Consider the following 16,889-nt stretch of genomic DNA (forward strand, 5'->3'; position numbering starts at 1 on the left):
TTTATTTTCAGCTGTGGTTAGTTTCGGTTACGGTTAACTTTTATCACATCCGGCATAATGCGGATCTTACGCATAATATTCGCCAAGTGAACGCGGTCAAGCGTGGTGAGGCGGATAAATGCCGTGTACACACGACCATCCCTCTCTTCCGTATTGATACTTTGGATATTGGAATTTGTGGCATTGATCGCGGCGGTCAGGTTAGCCAATGCACCCTGATGATTAAACATATCCACTTTGATCTCGGCAATGAATTCTTGCTCGGTCACTTTATCCCATTCAACCGCCATAAACTTTTCAGGTTCTTTCTGATAGCCACGAATGTTTCGGCAGGATTCATGATGGATCACCAACCCTTTACCAGGGCTGACATGGGCAATAATGGGATCGCCAGGGATAGGGCGGCAACATTTCGCAAAGGAAAGCATGACGCCATCTGCCCCTTTAATCGGCAGCTTGCGTAGCCCGGAATGACCTAACTGGGATTGCTCGTTGAGTAAATTTTTGGCTACGACCACACTCATGGCGTTGCCCATACCGACTTCAGCCATTAGATCGTCTAACGTCGCAAGCTTCATTCTTTCCAATTCAAGCTGAATGCTTTTTTCCGGAATGTCTGACAATTTACGACCGCCGCCAAGGGCATGATTTAGCAAGCGTCGCCCCAGACTCACGGAATCATCGCGCTTCAAATTTTTCAGCATCTGCCTGATTTTGGCGCGGGCACGAGAGCTGACAACGAAATTCAGCCAGGCGGCATTTGGTCTGGCTCCGGGGGCGGTAATGATTTCCACGGTTTGTCCGCTGCTCAGTGATTGAGATAACGGGTAAGGTTGCCGGTCCACTCGGGCACCGACGCACGCATGGCCGATATCGGTGTGTACCGCGTAGGCGAAATCGACGGGCGTCGCACCAGCGGGAAGTTCGACAATGCGACCTTCCGGCGTAAAGACGTACATTTCATCAGGGAAGAGATCGGACTTCACGCTCTCGATAAACTCGAATGAGCTACCGGCACTTTGCTGGAGCTCCAGCAGGCTTTGCATCCAGCGTTGAGCACGTACCTGAGCGGTGGTACTGCTCTCGCCTTCTTTATAAGCCCAGTGTGCGGCGACACCCATTTCCGCCATTTGATCCATGTCGTCGGTGCGAATTTGCACTTCAACTGGCACGCCGTGCGGGCCAATCAAAGACGTATGCAACGACTGATAGCCGTTGGCTTTAGGGATGGCGATATAGTCTTTTACCCGACCAGGGCGCGGTTTGTACAGGCTATGAACCTGACCGAGTACGCGATAACAAGTGTCCAACTCTTTTACGATCACCCGAAACGCGTAAATATCCATGATGGAGTGAAAACGCTGTTCTTTCAGGTGCATCTTGCAGTAGATGGAATACAGGTGTTTTTCGCGACCGCTGACGCGGCAGGCAATGCCGGCTTCGGTCAATCGACCTTCGATTTCCGACAGGATTTTCTGGATCATTTCCTTGCGGTTACCGCGCGCGGCCTTGACGACCTCTTTAATCACGCGATAACGGTTCGGATACAACGCCTCAAAACCCAGCTCTTCCAGCTCGGTTTTCAGATGATGGATACCCAGTCGATGTGCCAGCGGGCTATAGATTTCCAGCGTTTCTCTGGCAATGCGGCGGCGTTTATCCGGACGCAACGAACCCAGCGTACGCATGTTATGGGTACGGTCTGCGAGCTTGATCAGGATGACGCGAATATCTTGCACCATCGCCATGATCATTTTGCGAAAGTTTTCAGCCTGTGCTTCTTTCTTATCGCGGAACTTCAGTTTGTCCAGCTTGGAAACGCCTTCTACCAGTTCAGCAACGCTTTTACCGAAAAGCTGTTCCATGTCCTGATAGGTGGCGGGGGTGTCCTCTATAACATCATGCAACAGTGCTGCCATCAGCGTTTCGTAATCAAGACGCATCTCTGCCAGAATACAGGCGACGGCAACAGGGTGTGTGATGTAGGGTTCACCGCTGGAGCGAGTCTGCCCCTCGTGAGCATCACGTGCAACTAAGTAAGCCTGCTGTAAACGTTTGATCTGATCTTCAGGCAGATAACGCTGAATCAGCAGATTAAGGCTTTCAAAAATGTACAAGGGCGACTCGTGGTGTGATTAACGACGGCCTTCAGCAATCGCGGTGACAGCCTGAATCTCTGCGGCTTCCTGCTCTTGCTGTTCCTGACGGTCACGAACATCCAGAATCTGGTTGTTGATCAGACCTTCTTCGATTTCACGCAGTGCGATCACGGTGTACTTGTCGTTCTCTTCCGGAACCAACGGCTCTTTACCGCCAGTCTGGATTTGACGGGCGCGACGAGCAGCGACCAACACCAGATCAAAACGGTTACCAATTTTCTCTACAGCGTCTTGAACAGTTACGCGTGCCATAAATGTGCTACTCCACAGGAAATAAAATGACTGGGCATCATACTGAAAGAGGCGTCAGTCTGCCAATAGTTTGGTGATTAATGCATCATGCCGAACCTGTTGCCTGCTTAAACGCAGACGTTCGGCGCGAATAATGGTTTTCAGATCGAGTAATGCCAGATCGAAATCATCATTCACAATCAGGTAATCATACTCGCCGTAGTGCGTCATTTCAGCTACAGCTTGCGACATACGGCGGGCAATCACTTCATCGCTGTCTTGTCCACGTCCTCGCAGACGGCGCGCCAACTCTTCTTTTGACGGCGGTAGAATGAAAATACTGCGGGCCTGTGGCATTTGGGTACGAATTTGCTGAGCGCCCTGCCAGTCGATATCCAGAAAGACATCAACACCTGTCGCTAATACCTGTTCAATCGCGGGGCGCGATGTTCCGTAATAATTGCCAAAGACCTCGGCGTATTCCAGAAATGCCTTTTCCTGAATCATACGTTTAAATTCATCGATCGAGACAAAAAAATAATGCTCGCCGTGACGCTCTCCCGGCCTTTGGGAACGCGTGGTATGTGAGATTGATACCTGCGTGTCATAAAGCGGCTGCGTTTTTAATAGCGCTTGAATTAAACTTGATTTCCCGGCCCCACTGGGAGCGGAAACGATATATAACGTGCCTTGAGCCATAGTGAAATTTTATTCATTGCGATGATTGAAATATACCCACCGCTTTTCAGTCAGCCACTCAATAATGCTTTGAGTGTTGAAAGCGTGTCGATACAAATGCGACGGAGCCACATTCCCCTATTATACACATTGATATGCCATCAGTCGCGCGACGATAAATAGCCTTGTTGGCTGTCCATTCCTTATGCCACTAGCCTGCCACTCTGACAATTTGTTTCATTTAATTTGCGTAGCTGATTCCTATCTTTTTTAACCACACTGCAAATCGTAAATCATTTTGCGCAGTGCGTTTCATTCTCTCACCTCCATACTCGTTTTACGCCAGCAACTGCGCTTTATTACGATTCTTTTTAAGGGAAGGGAGTCGGTATGGATGGCGGATTCAGGCGATTACTCACACTATTCTTGTTCGGGTTGTTTTGTGGTGTCTCGTTCGCGGCACCTGGCTGCCCTGATTGGTCAGCGCCTCGTGCGGAGAAAGAAATTGATACGTTACGTAAGCAACTAGAACACTGGGATGACGCATATTATCGCTTAGGGCAAAGTCAGATTGATGATGGCGTCTATGACCAACTCCGGCAGCAGTTGGGCCGCTGGCAGCGCTGTTTTCAACCAGATTCTGTCCCTCATCACATCAGGTTGCCAGATGACGGCAAGCAAACGCATCCCGTGGCGCATACTGGTTTAAGGAAAGTATCCGATCGTCGATGGTTGTCTCAGTGGATAGCGCAACACCGCGACCTCTGGATTCAACCAAAAATAGATGGCGTAGCGGTTACGCTGGTTTATCGGCATGGGAAAATGGTATCGGCCATCAGCCGGGGAAATGGTTTAAAAGGCGAAGACTGGACGGAGAAAATCCGCGCGATCTCGAGCATTCCACAAATGATAGAGCACGCTCCGGAAATGATGGTGTTGCAAGGTGAGCTTTTCCTTAACGTGACCGATCATCGACAGCAAATACAAGGTGGGATTAATGCCCGAGCTATCGTTGCCGGGGAAATGCGGCGCCGCCAAGTTTCACCCCTATTCCAGCGCATCGGCATTTTTATTTGGGCATGGCCAGATGGCCCCGCCTCTATGCCTGAACGCCTTAATGCATTACGCAACATGGGGTTTGGCCTTGTCGCGGATTATACCCATCGAATTTCTTCATTCGAAGATGCAAAAGCCTGGCGAGATAGCTGGTATCGGAAACCTTTGCCTTTTGTGACCGATGGTGTGGTGATGCGGCAGAATAACGAATTGCCGGGGCGCTATTGGCATAACACGCCAGCCGAGTGGGCCATTGCCTGGAAATATCCGCTGGTACAACAGATAGCTGAAGTGAATGGCGTTGAATTTTCTATTGGGAGGACGGGGAAAATCACGGCGGTGCTTAATATTAACCCGCTACAACTGGACGATAAGTCTGTTCGTCGGGTAAACGTCGGTTCGTTGTCTCGTTGGAAACAGTGGGATGTGTTACCGGGCGATCAGGTTAACGTCAGTTTGGCCGGCCATGGTATTCCCCGGTTGGATGAGGTGGTGTGGCGCGTGACAGAGCGTTCATCGATCCTCCCGCCTTCTCCGCGCAATTTTCATACTTTCAGTTGTTTTCAATATGGTTTGATGTGTCAACAGCAATTGGTTGCCCGATTATCTTGGTTAAGTGGTGAGCATGGGCTGAATTTACGCGGCGTAAGTGAAGGAATATGGCTGCGGTTGGTACAGAAAGGTATGTTAAGTGATGTTTTATCTTGGCTAACTCTGACGGTTGAGCAGCTAAGAACCGTAGAAGGGATAGGCGAAAAGCGAGCGGATAGGATTTACACGCGGCTGCAAACGGCTCGTCACCAACCGTTATCGCGCTGGCTATTGGCTCTGGGGATACCCGTACCCCAGTCGGCAAGAAAATCGCTGGAGAATGTTGATTGGTTGCAGTTACAACAGCGAACCGTATCACAATGGCAGCAATTTTCGGGTATTGGTGCTAAACGTGCTGAAGAAATTATGGCCTTTTTACAACATCCCATCATTGTCGAGTTTGTCGCCAGATTGAGCCGTGAAGGTATAAAAATATAATTATTTGATAAATATTGTTTTTTATGTCGTACGAGGTGTCGTTTTCTTATGCTCGGGACCATACCTCGGGATTGCAACCCTCTTATGGGGGGAGATTTTGATAGCCTTGCGTGATGGACTTTTATTCTTTCAAATGTTTTTTTGTTTTGTTTATTGTCTTATTTATCGTCTTTTTCGGTGGATTATTTTACTTAAAAGGAAAATACATCGTGTTTGCCGTTTGAACTACGGCATAGCGCCGTTGTCGTATAGCTTCAGATAATAAAATAAGTTTTGCTGGAGCACCTGTTGCAATGAAGTTTGTTCATTCTTTATCACACCAGAAATTATCTTTTGTCCTGGCAATCTATATCGGCTTTTTCCTCAATATTTCTGTATTTTATCGACGATTTGATGCGATATCGCTTCCTATTGGTAGAACGATACCGATGTTTATTCCTGCGTTGATAGAACTGATGGCCTGCGTTCTGTTCACCTTTTTCCTGATGCGGATAATTTCGCTTGGTGGGCGTCATTTTTACCGCGTTGTCGCGTCACTATTAGTGCTGATTTCCGTCGCTGCCAGCTATTACATGACGTTTTTTAACGTTGTTATTGGCTACGGTATTATTGCTGCGGTCATGACAACGGACATTGATCTTTCCAAAGAGGTTGTTGGCTTACACTTTGTTCTATGGATGATGTTGGTGAGTGTTTTGCCGATGTTCCTGATTTGGAAAAATACGCAGCGCCATACACTGATTGAACAACTGATTTCCCCCGGGAATCGTCTGATGCCGCTGGCCGTTCTGGTGGCGGTAGTCGCACTTGTCTGGTTACCTATCCGTTATATGGACAAGGTCCAGTCGATGTCGGAAAAGCTTTCTAATGTTGATCTCCCCAGCTATGGCGGTGTGGTGGCTCATTCCTACCTTCCCTCTAACTGGATATCGGCACTAGGGTTATTTGCTTATACCAAATATGACGAAAGTCAGGACTCTTCAAATCTCTTCGATCCAGGTAAACATTTTACGTACGTTCCACCAAAAGGGATTGAAGATACCTATATGGTTTTCATTATTGGTGAAACAACCCGCTGGGATCATATGGGATTACTGGGATATGAACGCGATACGACGCCGTCTTTATCTAAAGAGCGTAACCTTGTTGCTTTCCGCGGCAAGTCTTGTGACACCTCAACCAAACTGTCCATGCGCTGCATGTTCGTGCGTGAGGGTGGGACTGAAGATAACCCCCAGCGAACGTTGAAAGAGCAAAATATTTTCGCAGTAATGAAAGAACTTGGGTTTACCTCTGAGCTTTTTGCGATGCAAAGCGAAGTGTGGTTTTACAATAGTATTGAAGCGGATAACTATTCATTCCGTGAAATGATTGCGTCAGAAAAGCAAAATGATGGTAAGTCAGTGGATGACATGCTGTTGGTGAATGAAGTTAAAGCATCGTTAGCGCGCTATCCTAAAGGTAAACACCTGATTGTGCTACATACTAAAGGCTCACATTATCTTTATTCCATGCGCTATCCTCGCAGCTATGCCCGTTACCAACCGGAATGTATGGGGGTCGATGCATCATGTTCCCGTGAACAATTGATTAATGCATTCGATAATAGCGTGCTGTATACCGATAACTTTATTAAACAGGTTATCGATCAGGTGAAAGATAAAAAAGCACTGGTGTTTTACGCTTCCGATCATGGTGAATCTATTGATGATAATTATCACCTGCATGGTACTCCGCGTCATATGGCCCCGCCGGAGCAGTTCCGTTCTCCTATGATGGTTTGGGCATCAGATAAATTTCTGGCAGAACCGAGTAATTCCAATGCGTTTGATCAGCTAAAAGCCCAGCAGAGGATAGGCAAAGTTCATCGCCATGAAGAGTTGTTTGACACGATTTTGGGGTGTCTGGGATATACATCGCCTGATGGTGGCATCAACCCGAAGAATAACTGGTGCAATAGGCCATCCAGTTAACCGAGATCGTCGACAGGGAGGTCGATTAAAGGCTGAGAATCGCAGAGAGAAAGCGTGATAAATACGCGTAATCCTTTTTCTAAAAAGGGATTGACGCTTCAATAGGCTAGCAGTAATATGCGCCGCACTCGGTGAGTGGCGCAGCCTGGTAGCGCACTTCGTTCGGGACGAAGGGGTCGGAGGTTCGAATCCTCTCTCACCGACCAAATTCACTTTCGGTAGGTATCGGATACCACCGGAAAAGATAAGAAACCCGCATCCTGCTTGGATTGGCGGGTTTTTTATTGCCTGTTATCTATCGGTATACCTTCTCTTGCCGTCTTCACGCAACTCGGATGATTTTTGGTATAGGTAAATTACCGAAATAGCGTTTTTTCAGATTAATACGAATAGTGAGTGAGAAGTTCATAATCTGTCGGATTGACGATTATTTATTGTCTATAGACTCGCTATTTTTGCTACTTCTATTTAAATAAACTTAATGAATAAAGGGATATTGAGTTCATCTTGTCTCCGTATATTTCACTTTTGATATAACTTCGGAATCCTCTTAAATAAGCGTGTTTTATTGTCTGAATTTTATACGTGATTTATTTTATCTGTCTGTTTTAAATGTAAAAAACAAATTTTTTAATTTTGTCTGGTAAATATAATTTACTTTACTGTGGTGTTGTTAAATGTAACTTTGTGCGCGAAAAATATGAACGGTATATGAAGGTAATATTGTTCAAACCTTTCTACTACTCAGACATGGAAGATATTTTGACTATGAAAAAGACAACGCTGTTATTCTCCACGCTGATCGCTTGTATTATGGGAATGTCTGCCGCTCAAGCAACGCAAACCATATCATTGGGCTACGCTCAGGCGAAAGAAGATTATTTTAAGGATCTGAAAGGCATAACCGCCAAATATCATTATCAAGGTGACTCAGCGCTTGGCGTTATTGGGTCACTGACTTATGTTAGTGATAAAAAGACGGAATATTATCAGAACGAAAGTAGTGATACTTATCGGTTTAAATATTACTCTTTAATGGCTGGTCCTTCTTATCGTTTCAATGACATTGTCAGTATTTATGGGATGGCTGGTATCGGATATGGTAAATCCAGTTGGGAAGAGGGCGATGAATATCGCGAGTCTGGTAGTAAGAAAAAATCCAGCTTTGCCTATGGCGCAGGTATTCAGATCACTCCAATTGAAAACTGGGCAATTGATATCGGTTATGAAGGCACAAAAATTTACGATACGCGCGTTGACGGCTTCAATGTTGGCGTAGGTTATCGTTTCTGACGTGTTGCTTTTACAACGTGCCGATAATCGGCACGTTTACGGGCTTTATTGTTCCGGACTCACTGGGACAACTCTAAATAGGGGAGTAGTGATATAAGGCTCGCTGTGATGTTGTTGCGCTTCATTGATGCTGCTGGTTATTAATTACTTCAAGTGATTTTTGACCGTTATAATACAGCCAGACAATTAATGAATGATTATCCATGGGTTTAGCATAGAGAAAGCCTTGTATCCATATGACACCGCTTTGCTTTAAATAAGTAAGCTGTTGTAGGGTTTCAACTCCTTCTGCAACCATCGTCAGATTCATACGATGGCTCAAATTAATGATGGCATCAAGTATTGGCGCCTCTTCATCCAGCGACGAAATTGCGCTAACAAAGCCGCGATCGATTTTCAGATAATCCAATGGAAAATTTTGTAGATAGGAGAGCGAGCAATGGCCAGTACCAAAATCATCAATGGCTATCATGAATCCATTCTCACGCAGTTGGTGCAGACGCTGAATGACCTCGGGTCCATTACTTATCAGGCTGCGTTCTGTCAACTCTAGCGTGATGTTGAACTGATGGGCCGAAACTTCGTCTTTAAACGCGCATACGTCTGAAATAAAACAAGGATGCTGTAAATGTTCTGCCGCGACATTTAAGCTTAAATGGAATCCAGGTTTTACTTGCCAGCCAGTAATATCCTCTGCTACGAGTTTGAATAAATGCTGGGTGATGGGAATAATCATTCCTTCCTTTTCTGCGGCAGCAATAAAAATATCGGGTTTTATCCATTGTCCATTACTCTGCCGCCAGCGCATAAGTGCTTCCACGCCGTTGCAGGTCTGTGTCGTTGTATCGTAAAGCGGCTGGTAGTAAACAGAGAATTCGCCTCTTTCGATCCCTTTTTTTATTTCATCACGAAATAGCAGCTTTCGTTTTTGCCGATACCAGATAGTGGCGGTAAAGAATAATGACAAAATGATCGACATCGGCAGGAAAGTGAAAAAAACCTGTTTCCAGGCGCGAATAGACTCATCTGCGGGGGCGATAGCGCGGATGGACATCGGGAGTTTTTCTGAGAGAACGTCAATTTTGGATGTGGAAAATAAGCCTGATACCGCTTTAATTTCCGGGCCAACCTGAATGGGATCGCCGTTTCCCAGCGTTAGCGTAAATTGATAGCCTCGCGCCTTGCCAACCGCATTCATTAAATCAATCGGATATTGAGCATCAATCGTCACGTAGGTGCCATAGCCGCCAGCGGTTGGCATCTGAGCAAATAACATCATCGGCCGATCTTTAACGTTTACCGAGTGTGCGACAGAAATACCCCATTTTTCCGCTCGCGGCGTTGGTAATGCGTGTTGTAACAACGCCGCCATGGGCGTGTTTTGATAGCCCAAAATTGATGAACAGTAAATATTGGCATGATGCGTAATACCGAGGGAGCGAAAATAAGAGAACACGGCACTCATCCGCTGTAGCTCTGGGCTTATCTGGTTGCAATCTTGGCCCTTGAAACGTTGTAGATAATCGATCATCTGCCAGGAGCGGGAAGCAATATTTTCGGCGTAGTGCAAAGCGATCAAGGCGGTGGACTCTAGGTCACGTTTGACCATTATTCGAGATTCCACAAATGTGAACAGTACGCCGAGTAGTAGCGGTAAAACCCCGGCGATTAATAACGGCAATCCTTTATGCCGACGTTCGCCCTCTCTTAATTTCATCCGCATCTCCTTTTGGGCGGCTCCATGTCCTTTGCGAGGATACGTGAGTCGGTCGCGGTAACAAGCTTGTCGATGCGAAAAAAAATGTTACGTATTCTTAATACGCCGCTGGTTTAAATTCAACATTCTTGTCTCAATCGTTGTTCTGAAAGAATTTTTTCGCATCACTCATCCGGTGATGTGTCAAAAATGGTTTACCCATTGTGTTGACATCATGGACGTCTGAGTTTGAGCCCGTCATCGCATTGGTGACGTTGTATAAATTAAGTATAACGTGCGAGGAGGCGGTGGTGAGGTCTTAGGCACGGGATGCCACACGATGTGGCAGATGTCCCAACTGAAGTGATAAGAGAAACTAAGTCTGACAAAGTTATGGGTTTGTGCCACAGGGCAGCGCTTGCGCACAGGCCCAGGCGGAACTCCATGCCCATTGGAAATTGTAGCCGCCGAGCCAGCCGGTCACGTCGACGACTTCACCGATAAAGTAAAGCCCTGGAACCTTATTGGCTTGCATGGTTTTGGAGGACAACTCGTGTGTGTCTACACCGCCCAGCGTAACTTCCGCAGTCCGATAGCCTTCTGTACCGTTAGGTTGCACCCGCCATTGTTGGATGTTGCTTGTAATCTGCTGCTGTGAAGCGAGGTTCAATTGCTTCAGTGTGACATCTGGCAGTTGCCCCAATGTTTGTAGACATTCAACCAACCTTTTGGGAAGCCACTGTGCCAGCGTGTTTTTCAGGCTCTGATTGGGGTGGGCTATGCGTTCGTCATCCAGTAGCGTGCTCAAATTCCGATCGGGAAGCAAATTGATGGAGACAAATTCACCGGGCTGCCAATAACTGGAGAGTTGCAGTATTGCTGGGCCAGAAAGGCCACGATGCGTAAACAGAATATTCTCGCGGAAGGTCACGCTATTCTCAGCGGTCACCAAAGCAGGAACCGAGACGCCCGATAACGTTTGTAAGTGCTCAAGTAGGGGCTTATGTAATGTAAATGGCACCAGCGCGGCTCGTGTGGGTAAAACATTGAGCCCAAATCTTTGGGCGAGCTGGTAGCCAAATGGCGTCGCCCCCAACCCTGGCATAGACAGTCCTCCGCTGGCAATCACCAGCGATGTACCTTGCACGGTATCACCATTGGCTAATTGCAACGTGAAAGCCTCAGCGACTTTCTCTACCTGTGTGATTTCGCTACGCAAACGTATTGTCACATGGGCGTCTTCGCATTCTTTCACCAGCATATCGACGATCTGTTGGGCTGAATCATCACAAAATAGCTGACCCAGCGTTTTTTCGTGATAGGCGATTTGGTAGCGGCTTACCAGACTGATGAAATCCCACTGGGTATATCGAGCCAGTGCAGATTTGCAGAAATGGGGGTTTTGCGACAAATAAGCCGCAGGCTCGGTATACATATTGGTAAAATTGCAGCGCCCCCCACCGGACATCAAAATTTTGCGTCCGACTTTTTTACCATTATCGAGCAGTAACACACGCAGTCCACGCTGCCCTGCCTGCGCCGCGCAGAATAACCCCGCCGCTCCGGCACCAATAATGACAACGTCGAACTGTTCCACAATATTTTCTCCGATGAAGGCGTGCCCTGATGGCTTAGGGCTTGGTTTTTCCTGCTGATGATTAACCACAGGGCGGTAGATTGTAGTGCCCGGATAACGCGAGTGCTAGCGTAACAATTTGCGTCTTTTAGTAAAAATCTATAATGATTTGATTTTTATTGATTAAATGCTTTTTGCATCATACCTCATCACATACTAAGTCAAAAAAAAGTCATATTTCCCTTTTCCCCACCCCTGCTTGTCGCCGATAATGCGCCGCGTTCATGACCACTAAATGGCCTAACGTTTATGCTACATTTATTTGCCGGACTTGATTACTACACCGGCCTGATGTTGATATTGGCTTTGTTGTTTGTACTGATGTATGAAGCCATTAACGGTTTTCACGACACTGCGAACGCCGTTGCCACTGTTATTTACACCCGCGCTATGCGTGCAGAATTTGCCGTTGTGATGGCGGGTATCTTTAATTTCTTCGGTGTCTTGCTGGGTGGCCTGAGTGTTGCCTACGCCATTGTTCACCTTCTTCCCACGGATTTATTGCTGAATGTCAGTTCGGCGCATGGTCTGGCGATGGTGTTTTCCATGTTGCTGGCCGCCATCATTTGGAATTTGGGGACATGGTATTTTGGTCTTCCTGCTTCCAGTTCCCACACGTTGATTGGTTCCATTATTGGGATCGGCTTAACGAATGCATTACTGACGGATACCTCCGTTGTTGATGCGTTGAACGTGCCGAAAATGATCAGTATTTTCCTGTCGTTGCTGCTCTCGCCGATTGTGGGGATGGTCGTGGCCGGTCTGATGGTGTGGGTGTTGCGTCGATTCTGGAATAACAGTAAAAAACGTAAGCGTGTGCACCTGACGCCTGTCGATCGCGAGAAGCAGGATGGTAAACGTAAACCGCCATTCTGGACGCGTACCGCGCTGATTCTGTCGGCAATTGGGGTGAGTTTCTCTCACGGTGCCAACGACGGTCAGAAAGGTATCGGTTTGATTATGTTGGTGCTGATCGGTGTCGCGCCTGCCGGTTTTATTGTCAACATCAACGCGTCTGGCTATGACATCAGTCGTACCCGCGATGCCGTTGTCAATTTACAGGAATATTATCATCAGCATGGTGAAGCGCTGGCGCATGTCATCGATCTTTCTCCGCCCGTGGTTCCATCGTCAGAAAATACCCTTCCTGGAAATGGGCAGAAAGAGTTTCACTGCGACAGTTCTCGTGTGTTGATTGCCATTGAACGTACGCAGGGTCTGCTGAATAATCTGAAAAGCTATGAGCAGCTGAATGCCGACGATCGTAGCCGTGTGCGTCGTTTGCTGATGTGTATCGCTGATACGATGGATAGGGTGATTAAGCTGCCAGAAACGCCAACGGACGATAAACGTTACCTGAGTAACCTGCGTAAAGACATGCTACAGACGGTCGAATATGCGCCGATTTGGATTATCGTCGCAGTGGCGTTGGCGTTGTCTCTGGGCACGATGGTGGGTTGGAGACGCGTTGCGGTGACCATCGGCGAGAAGATTGGTAAGAAAGGCATGACCTACGCGCAAGGCGTTTCGGCGCAGGTGACGGCGGCGTTGTCGATTGGCGTGGCCAGCTATACCGGTATGCCGGTTTCCACGACGCACGTCTTGTCCTCTGCGGTGGCTGGGACGATGATTGTTGACGGTGGTGGCGTGCAGGGCAAAACGGTAAGAAGTATTCTGTTGGCCTGGGTGTTGACGTTGCCTGTGTCGCTGGTGTTATCCGGTACGCTGTATTGGATTGCGCTAAAGCTAATCTGATATTGAGATTCGAAAGATACCGTTTGGATCTCTTTCGTTAGCGTAATAAAAAAGGCGATTCTGTCAGGGATCGCCTTTTTGTTATGTCGTTGTCACTCATGATGCTATTACCAAATTAATCATGTTTTAGTACCAGATCAGCATGGCAAGTAAACTGATAACCACTAATCCACACAACGCCGTAGTCAGCAGAAACTGCCCTCGCACCCTTTCACAGCGACGCATAAATTCAGGGTCGTGATGTTCGAGATAACGCTGTGCGTAGATATAGCGTACCAGCCTGATTTGCTTGCTCGGCTGACCGTGTGATGTAAAAAATCCTCCTCCATCGACGTATTGATAAAGCAGTGGATCGCAATCCCGCAAAACCAGCAGTAATACGCGTAATGAAGAATAATATCGCGCCATATTGATGATACAGACAACACACAAAGCCCAGAAAAGCGCAAATGTACTGATCATGCTTCCCTCCCGGTAGGTATTATTCGTCAGGAGATATTATGTCCGGCATTCACCCGCGAATATTTATACCCGTCATACTTCAAGTTGCTTGTGCGTTGGCTGTGCTCGTTACTCGGCTCATCCATGAGCCTCGCCCCGTTGGGGCCGCTGCAAGCAGCGTTCAAATCTGCTCCTGGCAGATTTGTCACCCGAATCACTTACCTGAGTAAGCTCATCGGGATGCTCTCACTTGCCGCCTTCATGCAACTCGAATTATTTTGGGTATATGCCACACGTTTTCACGCGATTTTATTGTGTACCCGGTTAGCCGTACGGTTTTGCTGGCTAACGCTTTTATCACTATTCACCTGTTTTTACCTGATAAAGATGGCGCATTGAATGACCATCCCTTTTTAATTGTAGAAGATGAACGCCTTTTTTTGCCATGTGGAGAGGCACAATCGTGCCAGTAAGCTATTTTCTCTAGCGTAATCCCCTTTTTAAGAGGAGAAGTGGTGCAATTTAATTATGAAAAGGAGCGATTTCTACTACACTTGTAAAGAATATCGAAAGGATTAAGGTGCTGTACTTCGCCATGAATGATTCGATTTTTGCTAAAATACGGCGTTGTGATCTGCTGAACATATCGGTAAGACTGCCGGGTGCTATCATATAAACAGCTGTTAAGTATCAGATTGGCAGGAGAAATATCTGCTGACCATTAATTAGTCTTTACGGAAGGAGTCTTATTATGGCTTACAAACATATCCTTATTGCTGTTGACCTTTCTCCGGAGAGTAAAGTGTTAGTGGAAAAGGCGGTCTCAATGGCAAGGCCGTATAACGCGAAGGTCTCTTTAATTCACGTCGATGTGAATTATTCCGATCTCTACACCGGGCTGATTGATGTCAATCTGGGTGATATGCAGCAACGCATCTCCGAAGAAACGCAAAATGCGTTAACCGAACTTTCTCAGAATGCCGGGTATCCGATTAGTGAGACCCTGAGCGGTAGCGGCGATCTGGGGCAGGTACTGGTTGATGCAATCAGGAAATACGATGTGGATTTGGTGCTGTGCGGCCACCATCAGGATTTCTGGAGCAAACTGATGTCGTCGGCGCGTCAGCTTATTAATACTGTCCATATCGATATGCTGATTGTTCCGTTACGCGAGGATGAAGACGAATAAAAATTAGCATTATTTGATCGTCTTTTTTCGCAGACCAAAAGGCATGGCTCATGGGCTATGCCTTTTGTTATATAACAAAAACTTATGTTGATTTTCTTCTTCTTTTTTCATCCTTCAAGCCGAAAAACCATCCTCTATCCCATTGGATTATAACGCTTATCTCAAAAGAAAACGCTTGCTTAAATATCCATCGCCAGTGTTATAGTCCGAAAGGCACAACATCATTTACGTCAACCCCGCAAGCTTCAGTGTGTCTAAAAATAAGAAGTGTAAGGGGGGACACATTCGTTCTATCAGGAGCTGTTAATGGCACAAATTGTATCTCTGGCAAGTTTTCTCGACTCTGTTCAACAACGCGATCCGCACCAGCCCGAATTCTTGCAAGCAGTAAACGAAGTTCTTTCCACGCTATGGCCTTTTCTGGAGCAAAACCCCCACTATGCGGATTACAGTCTGTTAGAGCGTCTGGTTGAGCCTGAACGGGCGATTCAGTTCCGCGTTGCCTGGACGGATGATAAAGGTCAGGTGCAGGTAAACCGGGCCTGGCGTGTACAGTTCAGTTCGGCTATCGGGCCGTACAAGGGTGGGATGCGTTTTCACCCGTCGGTTAACTTGTCAATTCTGAAATTCCTGGGTTTTGAGCAAACCTTTAAAAATGCGCTGACAACCTTGCCGATGGGCGGTGGGAAAGGGGGTTCTGATTTCAACCCTAAAGGGAAGAGCCAGGGTGAAGTGATGCGCTTCTGTCAGGCATTGATGACGGAACTGTATCGTCATTTAGGCGCAGATACCGATGTGCCAGCGGGCGATATTGGCGTAGGTGGTCGTGAAGTTGGATTCATGACCGGTATGATGAAAAAACTGACCAATAACACCTCTTGTATTTTTACCGGTAAAGGGCTTTCTTTCGGCGGCAGTCTGATTCGCCCTGAAGCCACGGGTTACGGCCTGATCTATTTCACCGAAGCTATGCTCAAACGTCATGGGCTCGGTTTTGAAGGGATGCGCGTTGCGGTGTCGGGGTCGGGCAACGTGGCACAGTATGCAATTGAAAAAGCCATGGCATTGGGCGCTCGCGTTGTTACGGCATCGGATTCTAATGGCACGGTAGTGGATGAAAATGGCTTTACGGCAGAGAAGTTAGCGCTGTTGGAGGACATTAAGAACCAGCGCTATGGTCGTGTAGAAGACTACGCGCGTGAGGCGAACCTGACCTATCTGGCGGGGAAAACGCCGTGGGATGTTCCTGTTGATATCGCACTACCTTGTGCGACGCAAAATGAGCTGGATTTACCTGCCGCTCAAACGCTGATTAAAAATGGCGTCAAGGCCGTAGCGGAAGGGGCAAATATGCCGACGACGATCCCGGCAACGGACGCGTTTCTGGATGCAGGTGTACTATTTGCACCGGGCAAAGCCGCCAATGCGGGCGGTGTGGCAACGTCAGGTCTGGAAATGGCCCAGAATGCGGCACGTATGGGGTGGAAAGCCGAAGAGGTGGATGCTCGTCTGCATCGCATTATGCTGGATATTCACAGTGCGTGTGTGCAGTACGGTGGTGAAGACAGCCAGACGAACTATGTTCGCGGTGCCAATATCGCCGGGTTTGTGAAAGTGGCGGATGCTATGTTGGCGCAAGGCGTGGTGTAACAGGACGACGTTTAACGCTCTGTGAGTGCTTGTCTTTTGATCAGGTTATCTGATCAAAAGACGTTAATGCTGATATGCCCTAACTCATTCAAGCTTCCTGAAA

Annotated in this window: 12 protein-coding genes and 1 tRNA gene; 7 read left to right on the top strand and 6 right to left on the bottom strand. The window is 47.3% G+C overall.

The genetic code is table 11. The features are described from left to right. Positions 1 to 17: 17 nt before the first annotated feature. The 3 genes from spoT to gmk are packed head-to-tail and all read right to left on the bottom strand — an operon-like array spanning position 18 to position 3,089. The gene (gene spoT, locus ACKPVM_RS11735; protein ID WP_409309230.1) at positions 18 to 2,117 is read right to left on the bottom strand and encodes a bifunctional GTP diphosphokinase/guanosine-3',5'-bis pyrophosphate 3'-pyrophosphohydrolase; all 2,100 of its coding nucleotides are present in this window, start codon (positions 2,115 to 2,117) and stop codon (positions 18 to 20) included. A gap of 18 nt (positions 2,118 to 2,135) precedes the next feature. After that, positions 2,136 to 2,411, bottom strand: coding sequence for a DNA-directed RNA polymerase subunit omega (gene rpoZ, locus ACKPVM_RS11740; protein WP_409309231.1), 276 nt, complete (start codon positions 2,409 to 2,411; stop codon positions 2,136 to 2,138). A 54-nt stretch (positions 2,412 to 2,465) separates the two neighbouring features. Next, positions 2,466 to 3,089 carry a guanylate kinase gene (gmk, locus tag ACKPVM_RS11745; protein WP_409309232.1) on the bottom strand — a complete coding sequence of 208 codons (624 nt, stop codon included), beginning with the start codon at positions 3,087 to 3,089 and terminating at the stop codon, positions 2,466 to 2,468. Between the two features lie 369 nt (positions 3,090 to 3,458). Here gmk and ligB point away from each other — a divergent pair, with 369 nt between their 5' ends. The 4 genes from ligB (at position 3,459) to ACKPVM_RS11765 (ending at position 8,419) form a co-directional block, all read left to right on the top strand. Continuing rightward, a complete protein-coding gene (ligB, locus tag ACKPVM_RS11750) occupies positions 3,459 to 5,153 on the top strand; it encodes an NAD-dependent DNA ligase LigB (protein ID WP_409309233.1) in 1,695 nt (564 codons plus the stop codon). A 293-nt stretch (positions 5,154 to 5,446) separates the two neighbouring features. Beyond that, the gene (eptB, locus tag ACKPVM_RS11755; protein WP_409309234.1) at positions 5,447 to 7,126 is read left to right on the top strand and encodes a kdo(2)-lipid A phosphoethanolamine 7''-transferase; all 1,680 of its coding nucleotides are present in this window, start codon (positions 5,447 to 5,449) and stop codon (positions 7,124 to 7,126) included. Between the two features lie 129 nt (positions 7,127 to 7,255). Further along, positions 7,256 to 7,332: transfer RNA gene (locus ACKPVM_RS11760), tRNA-Pro, on the top strand. A gap of 505 nt (positions 7,333 to 7,837) precedes the next feature. Next, on the top strand, positions 7,838 to 8,419 hold the full coding sequence (locus tag ACKPVM_RS11765) for an Ail/Lom family outer membrane beta-barrel protein (protein WP_409309235.1): 582 nt from the start codon (positions 7,838 to 7,840) through the stop codon (positions 8,417 to 8,419). Between the two features lie 121 nt (positions 8,420 to 8,540). On the opposite strand, the gene ACKPVM_RS11770 is transcribed toward ACKPVM_RS11765, so the two are convergent. Both ACKPVM_RS11770 and ACKPVM_RS11775 read right to left on the bottom strand, forming a co-directional pair. Continuing rightward, entirely contained in the window at positions 8,541 to 10,136 is a 1,596-nt protein-coding gene (locus ACKPVM_RS11770; RefSeq protein ID WP_409309236.1) for an EAL domain-containing protein, read from the bottom strand. 370 nt (positions 10,137 to 10,506) lie between these two features. After that, entirely contained in the window at positions 10,507 to 11,712 is a 1,206-nt protein-coding gene (locus ACKPVM_RS11775; protein ID WP_409309237.1) for a BaiN/RdsA family NAD(P)/FAD-dependent oxidoreductase, read from the bottom strand. A 288-nt stretch (positions 11,713 to 12,000) separates the two neighbouring features. Between ACKPVM_RS11775 and pitA the strand changes: the two genes are divergently transcribed. Continuing rightward, a complete protein-coding gene (pitA, locus tag ACKPVM_RS11780) occupies positions 12,001 to 13,506 on the top strand; it encodes an inorganic phosphate transporter PitA (RefSeq protein ID WP_409309238.1) in 1,506 nt (501 codons plus the stop codon). Positions 13,507 to 13,632: 126 nt separating this feature from the next. Here the strand turns inward: pitA and uspB are convergent, their stop codons facing one another. Then, complete coding sequence (gene uspB / locus ACKPVM_RS11785; RefSeq protein WP_409309239.1) at positions 13,633 to 13,968, bottom strand: universal stress protein UspB; 336 nt, start codon at positions 13,966 to 13,968, stop codon at positions 13,633 to 13,635. A 730-nt stretch (positions 13,969 to 14,698) separates the two neighbouring features. Here uspB and uspA point away from each other — a divergent pair. Continuing rightward, on the top strand, positions 14,699 to 15,136 hold the full coding sequence (uspA, locus tag ACKPVM_RS11790; protein WP_409309240.1) for a universal stress protein UspA: 438 nt from the start codon (positions 14,699 to 14,701) through the stop codon (positions 15,134 to 15,136). Positions 15,137 to 15,442: 306 nt separating this feature from the next. Next, positions 15,443 to 16,786: an NADP-specific glutamate dehydrogenase gene (gene gdhA / locus ACKPVM_RS11795; RefSeq protein ID WP_409309241.1), complete on the top strand. Its 1,344-nt coding sequence runs from the start codon at positions 15,443 to 15,445 to the stop codon at positions 16,784 to 16,786. The last annotated feature ends 103 nt before the right edge of the window (positions 16,787 to 16,889 follow it).

Source organism: Pectobacterium hainanensis, assembly GCF_046237015.1.
In the GTDB taxonomy this organism is placed as follows: domain Bacteria; phylum Pseudomonadota; class Gammaproteobacteria; order Enterobacterales; family Enterobacteriaceae; genus JBJYIN01.

Coding starts and splice junctions, on each gene's coding strand:
- uspB (WP_409309239.1), bottom strand. CDS start 13,968: ATGATCAGTACATTTGCGCTTTTCTGGGCTTTGTGTGTTGTCTGTATC.
- ACKPVM_RS11770 (WP_409309236.1), bottom strand. CDS start 10,136: ATGAAATTAAGAGAGGGCGAACGTCGGCATAAAGGATTGCCGTTATTA.
- eptB (WP_409309234.1), top strand. CDS start 5,447: ATGAAGTTTGTTCATTCTTTATCACACCAGAAATTATCTTTTGTCCTG.
- gdhA (WP_409309241.1), top strand. CDS start 15,443: ATGGCACAAATTGTATCTCTGGCAAGTTTTCTCGACTCTGTTCAACAA.
- rpoZ (WP_409309231.1), bottom strand. CDS start 2,411: ATGGCACGCGTAACTGTTCAAGACGCTGTAGAGAAAATTGGTAACCGT.
- pitA (WP_409309238.1), top strand. CDS start 12,001: ATGCTACATTTATTTGCCGGACTTGATTACTACACCGGCCTGATGTTG.
- ACKPVM_RS11765 (WP_409309235.1), top strand. CDS start 7,838: ATGAAGGTAATATTGTTCAAACCTTTCTACTACTCAGACATGGAAGAT.
- gmk (WP_409309232.1), bottom strand. CDS start 3,089: ATGGCTCAAGGCACGTTATATATCGTTTCCGCTCCCAGTGGGGCCGGG.
- uspA (WP_409309240.1), top strand. CDS start 14,699: ATGGCTTACAAACATATCCTTATTGCTGTTGACCTTTCTCCGGAGAGT.
- ligB (WP_409309233.1), top strand. CDS start 3,459: ATGGATGGCGGATTCAGGCGATTACTCACACTATTCTTGTTCGGGTTG.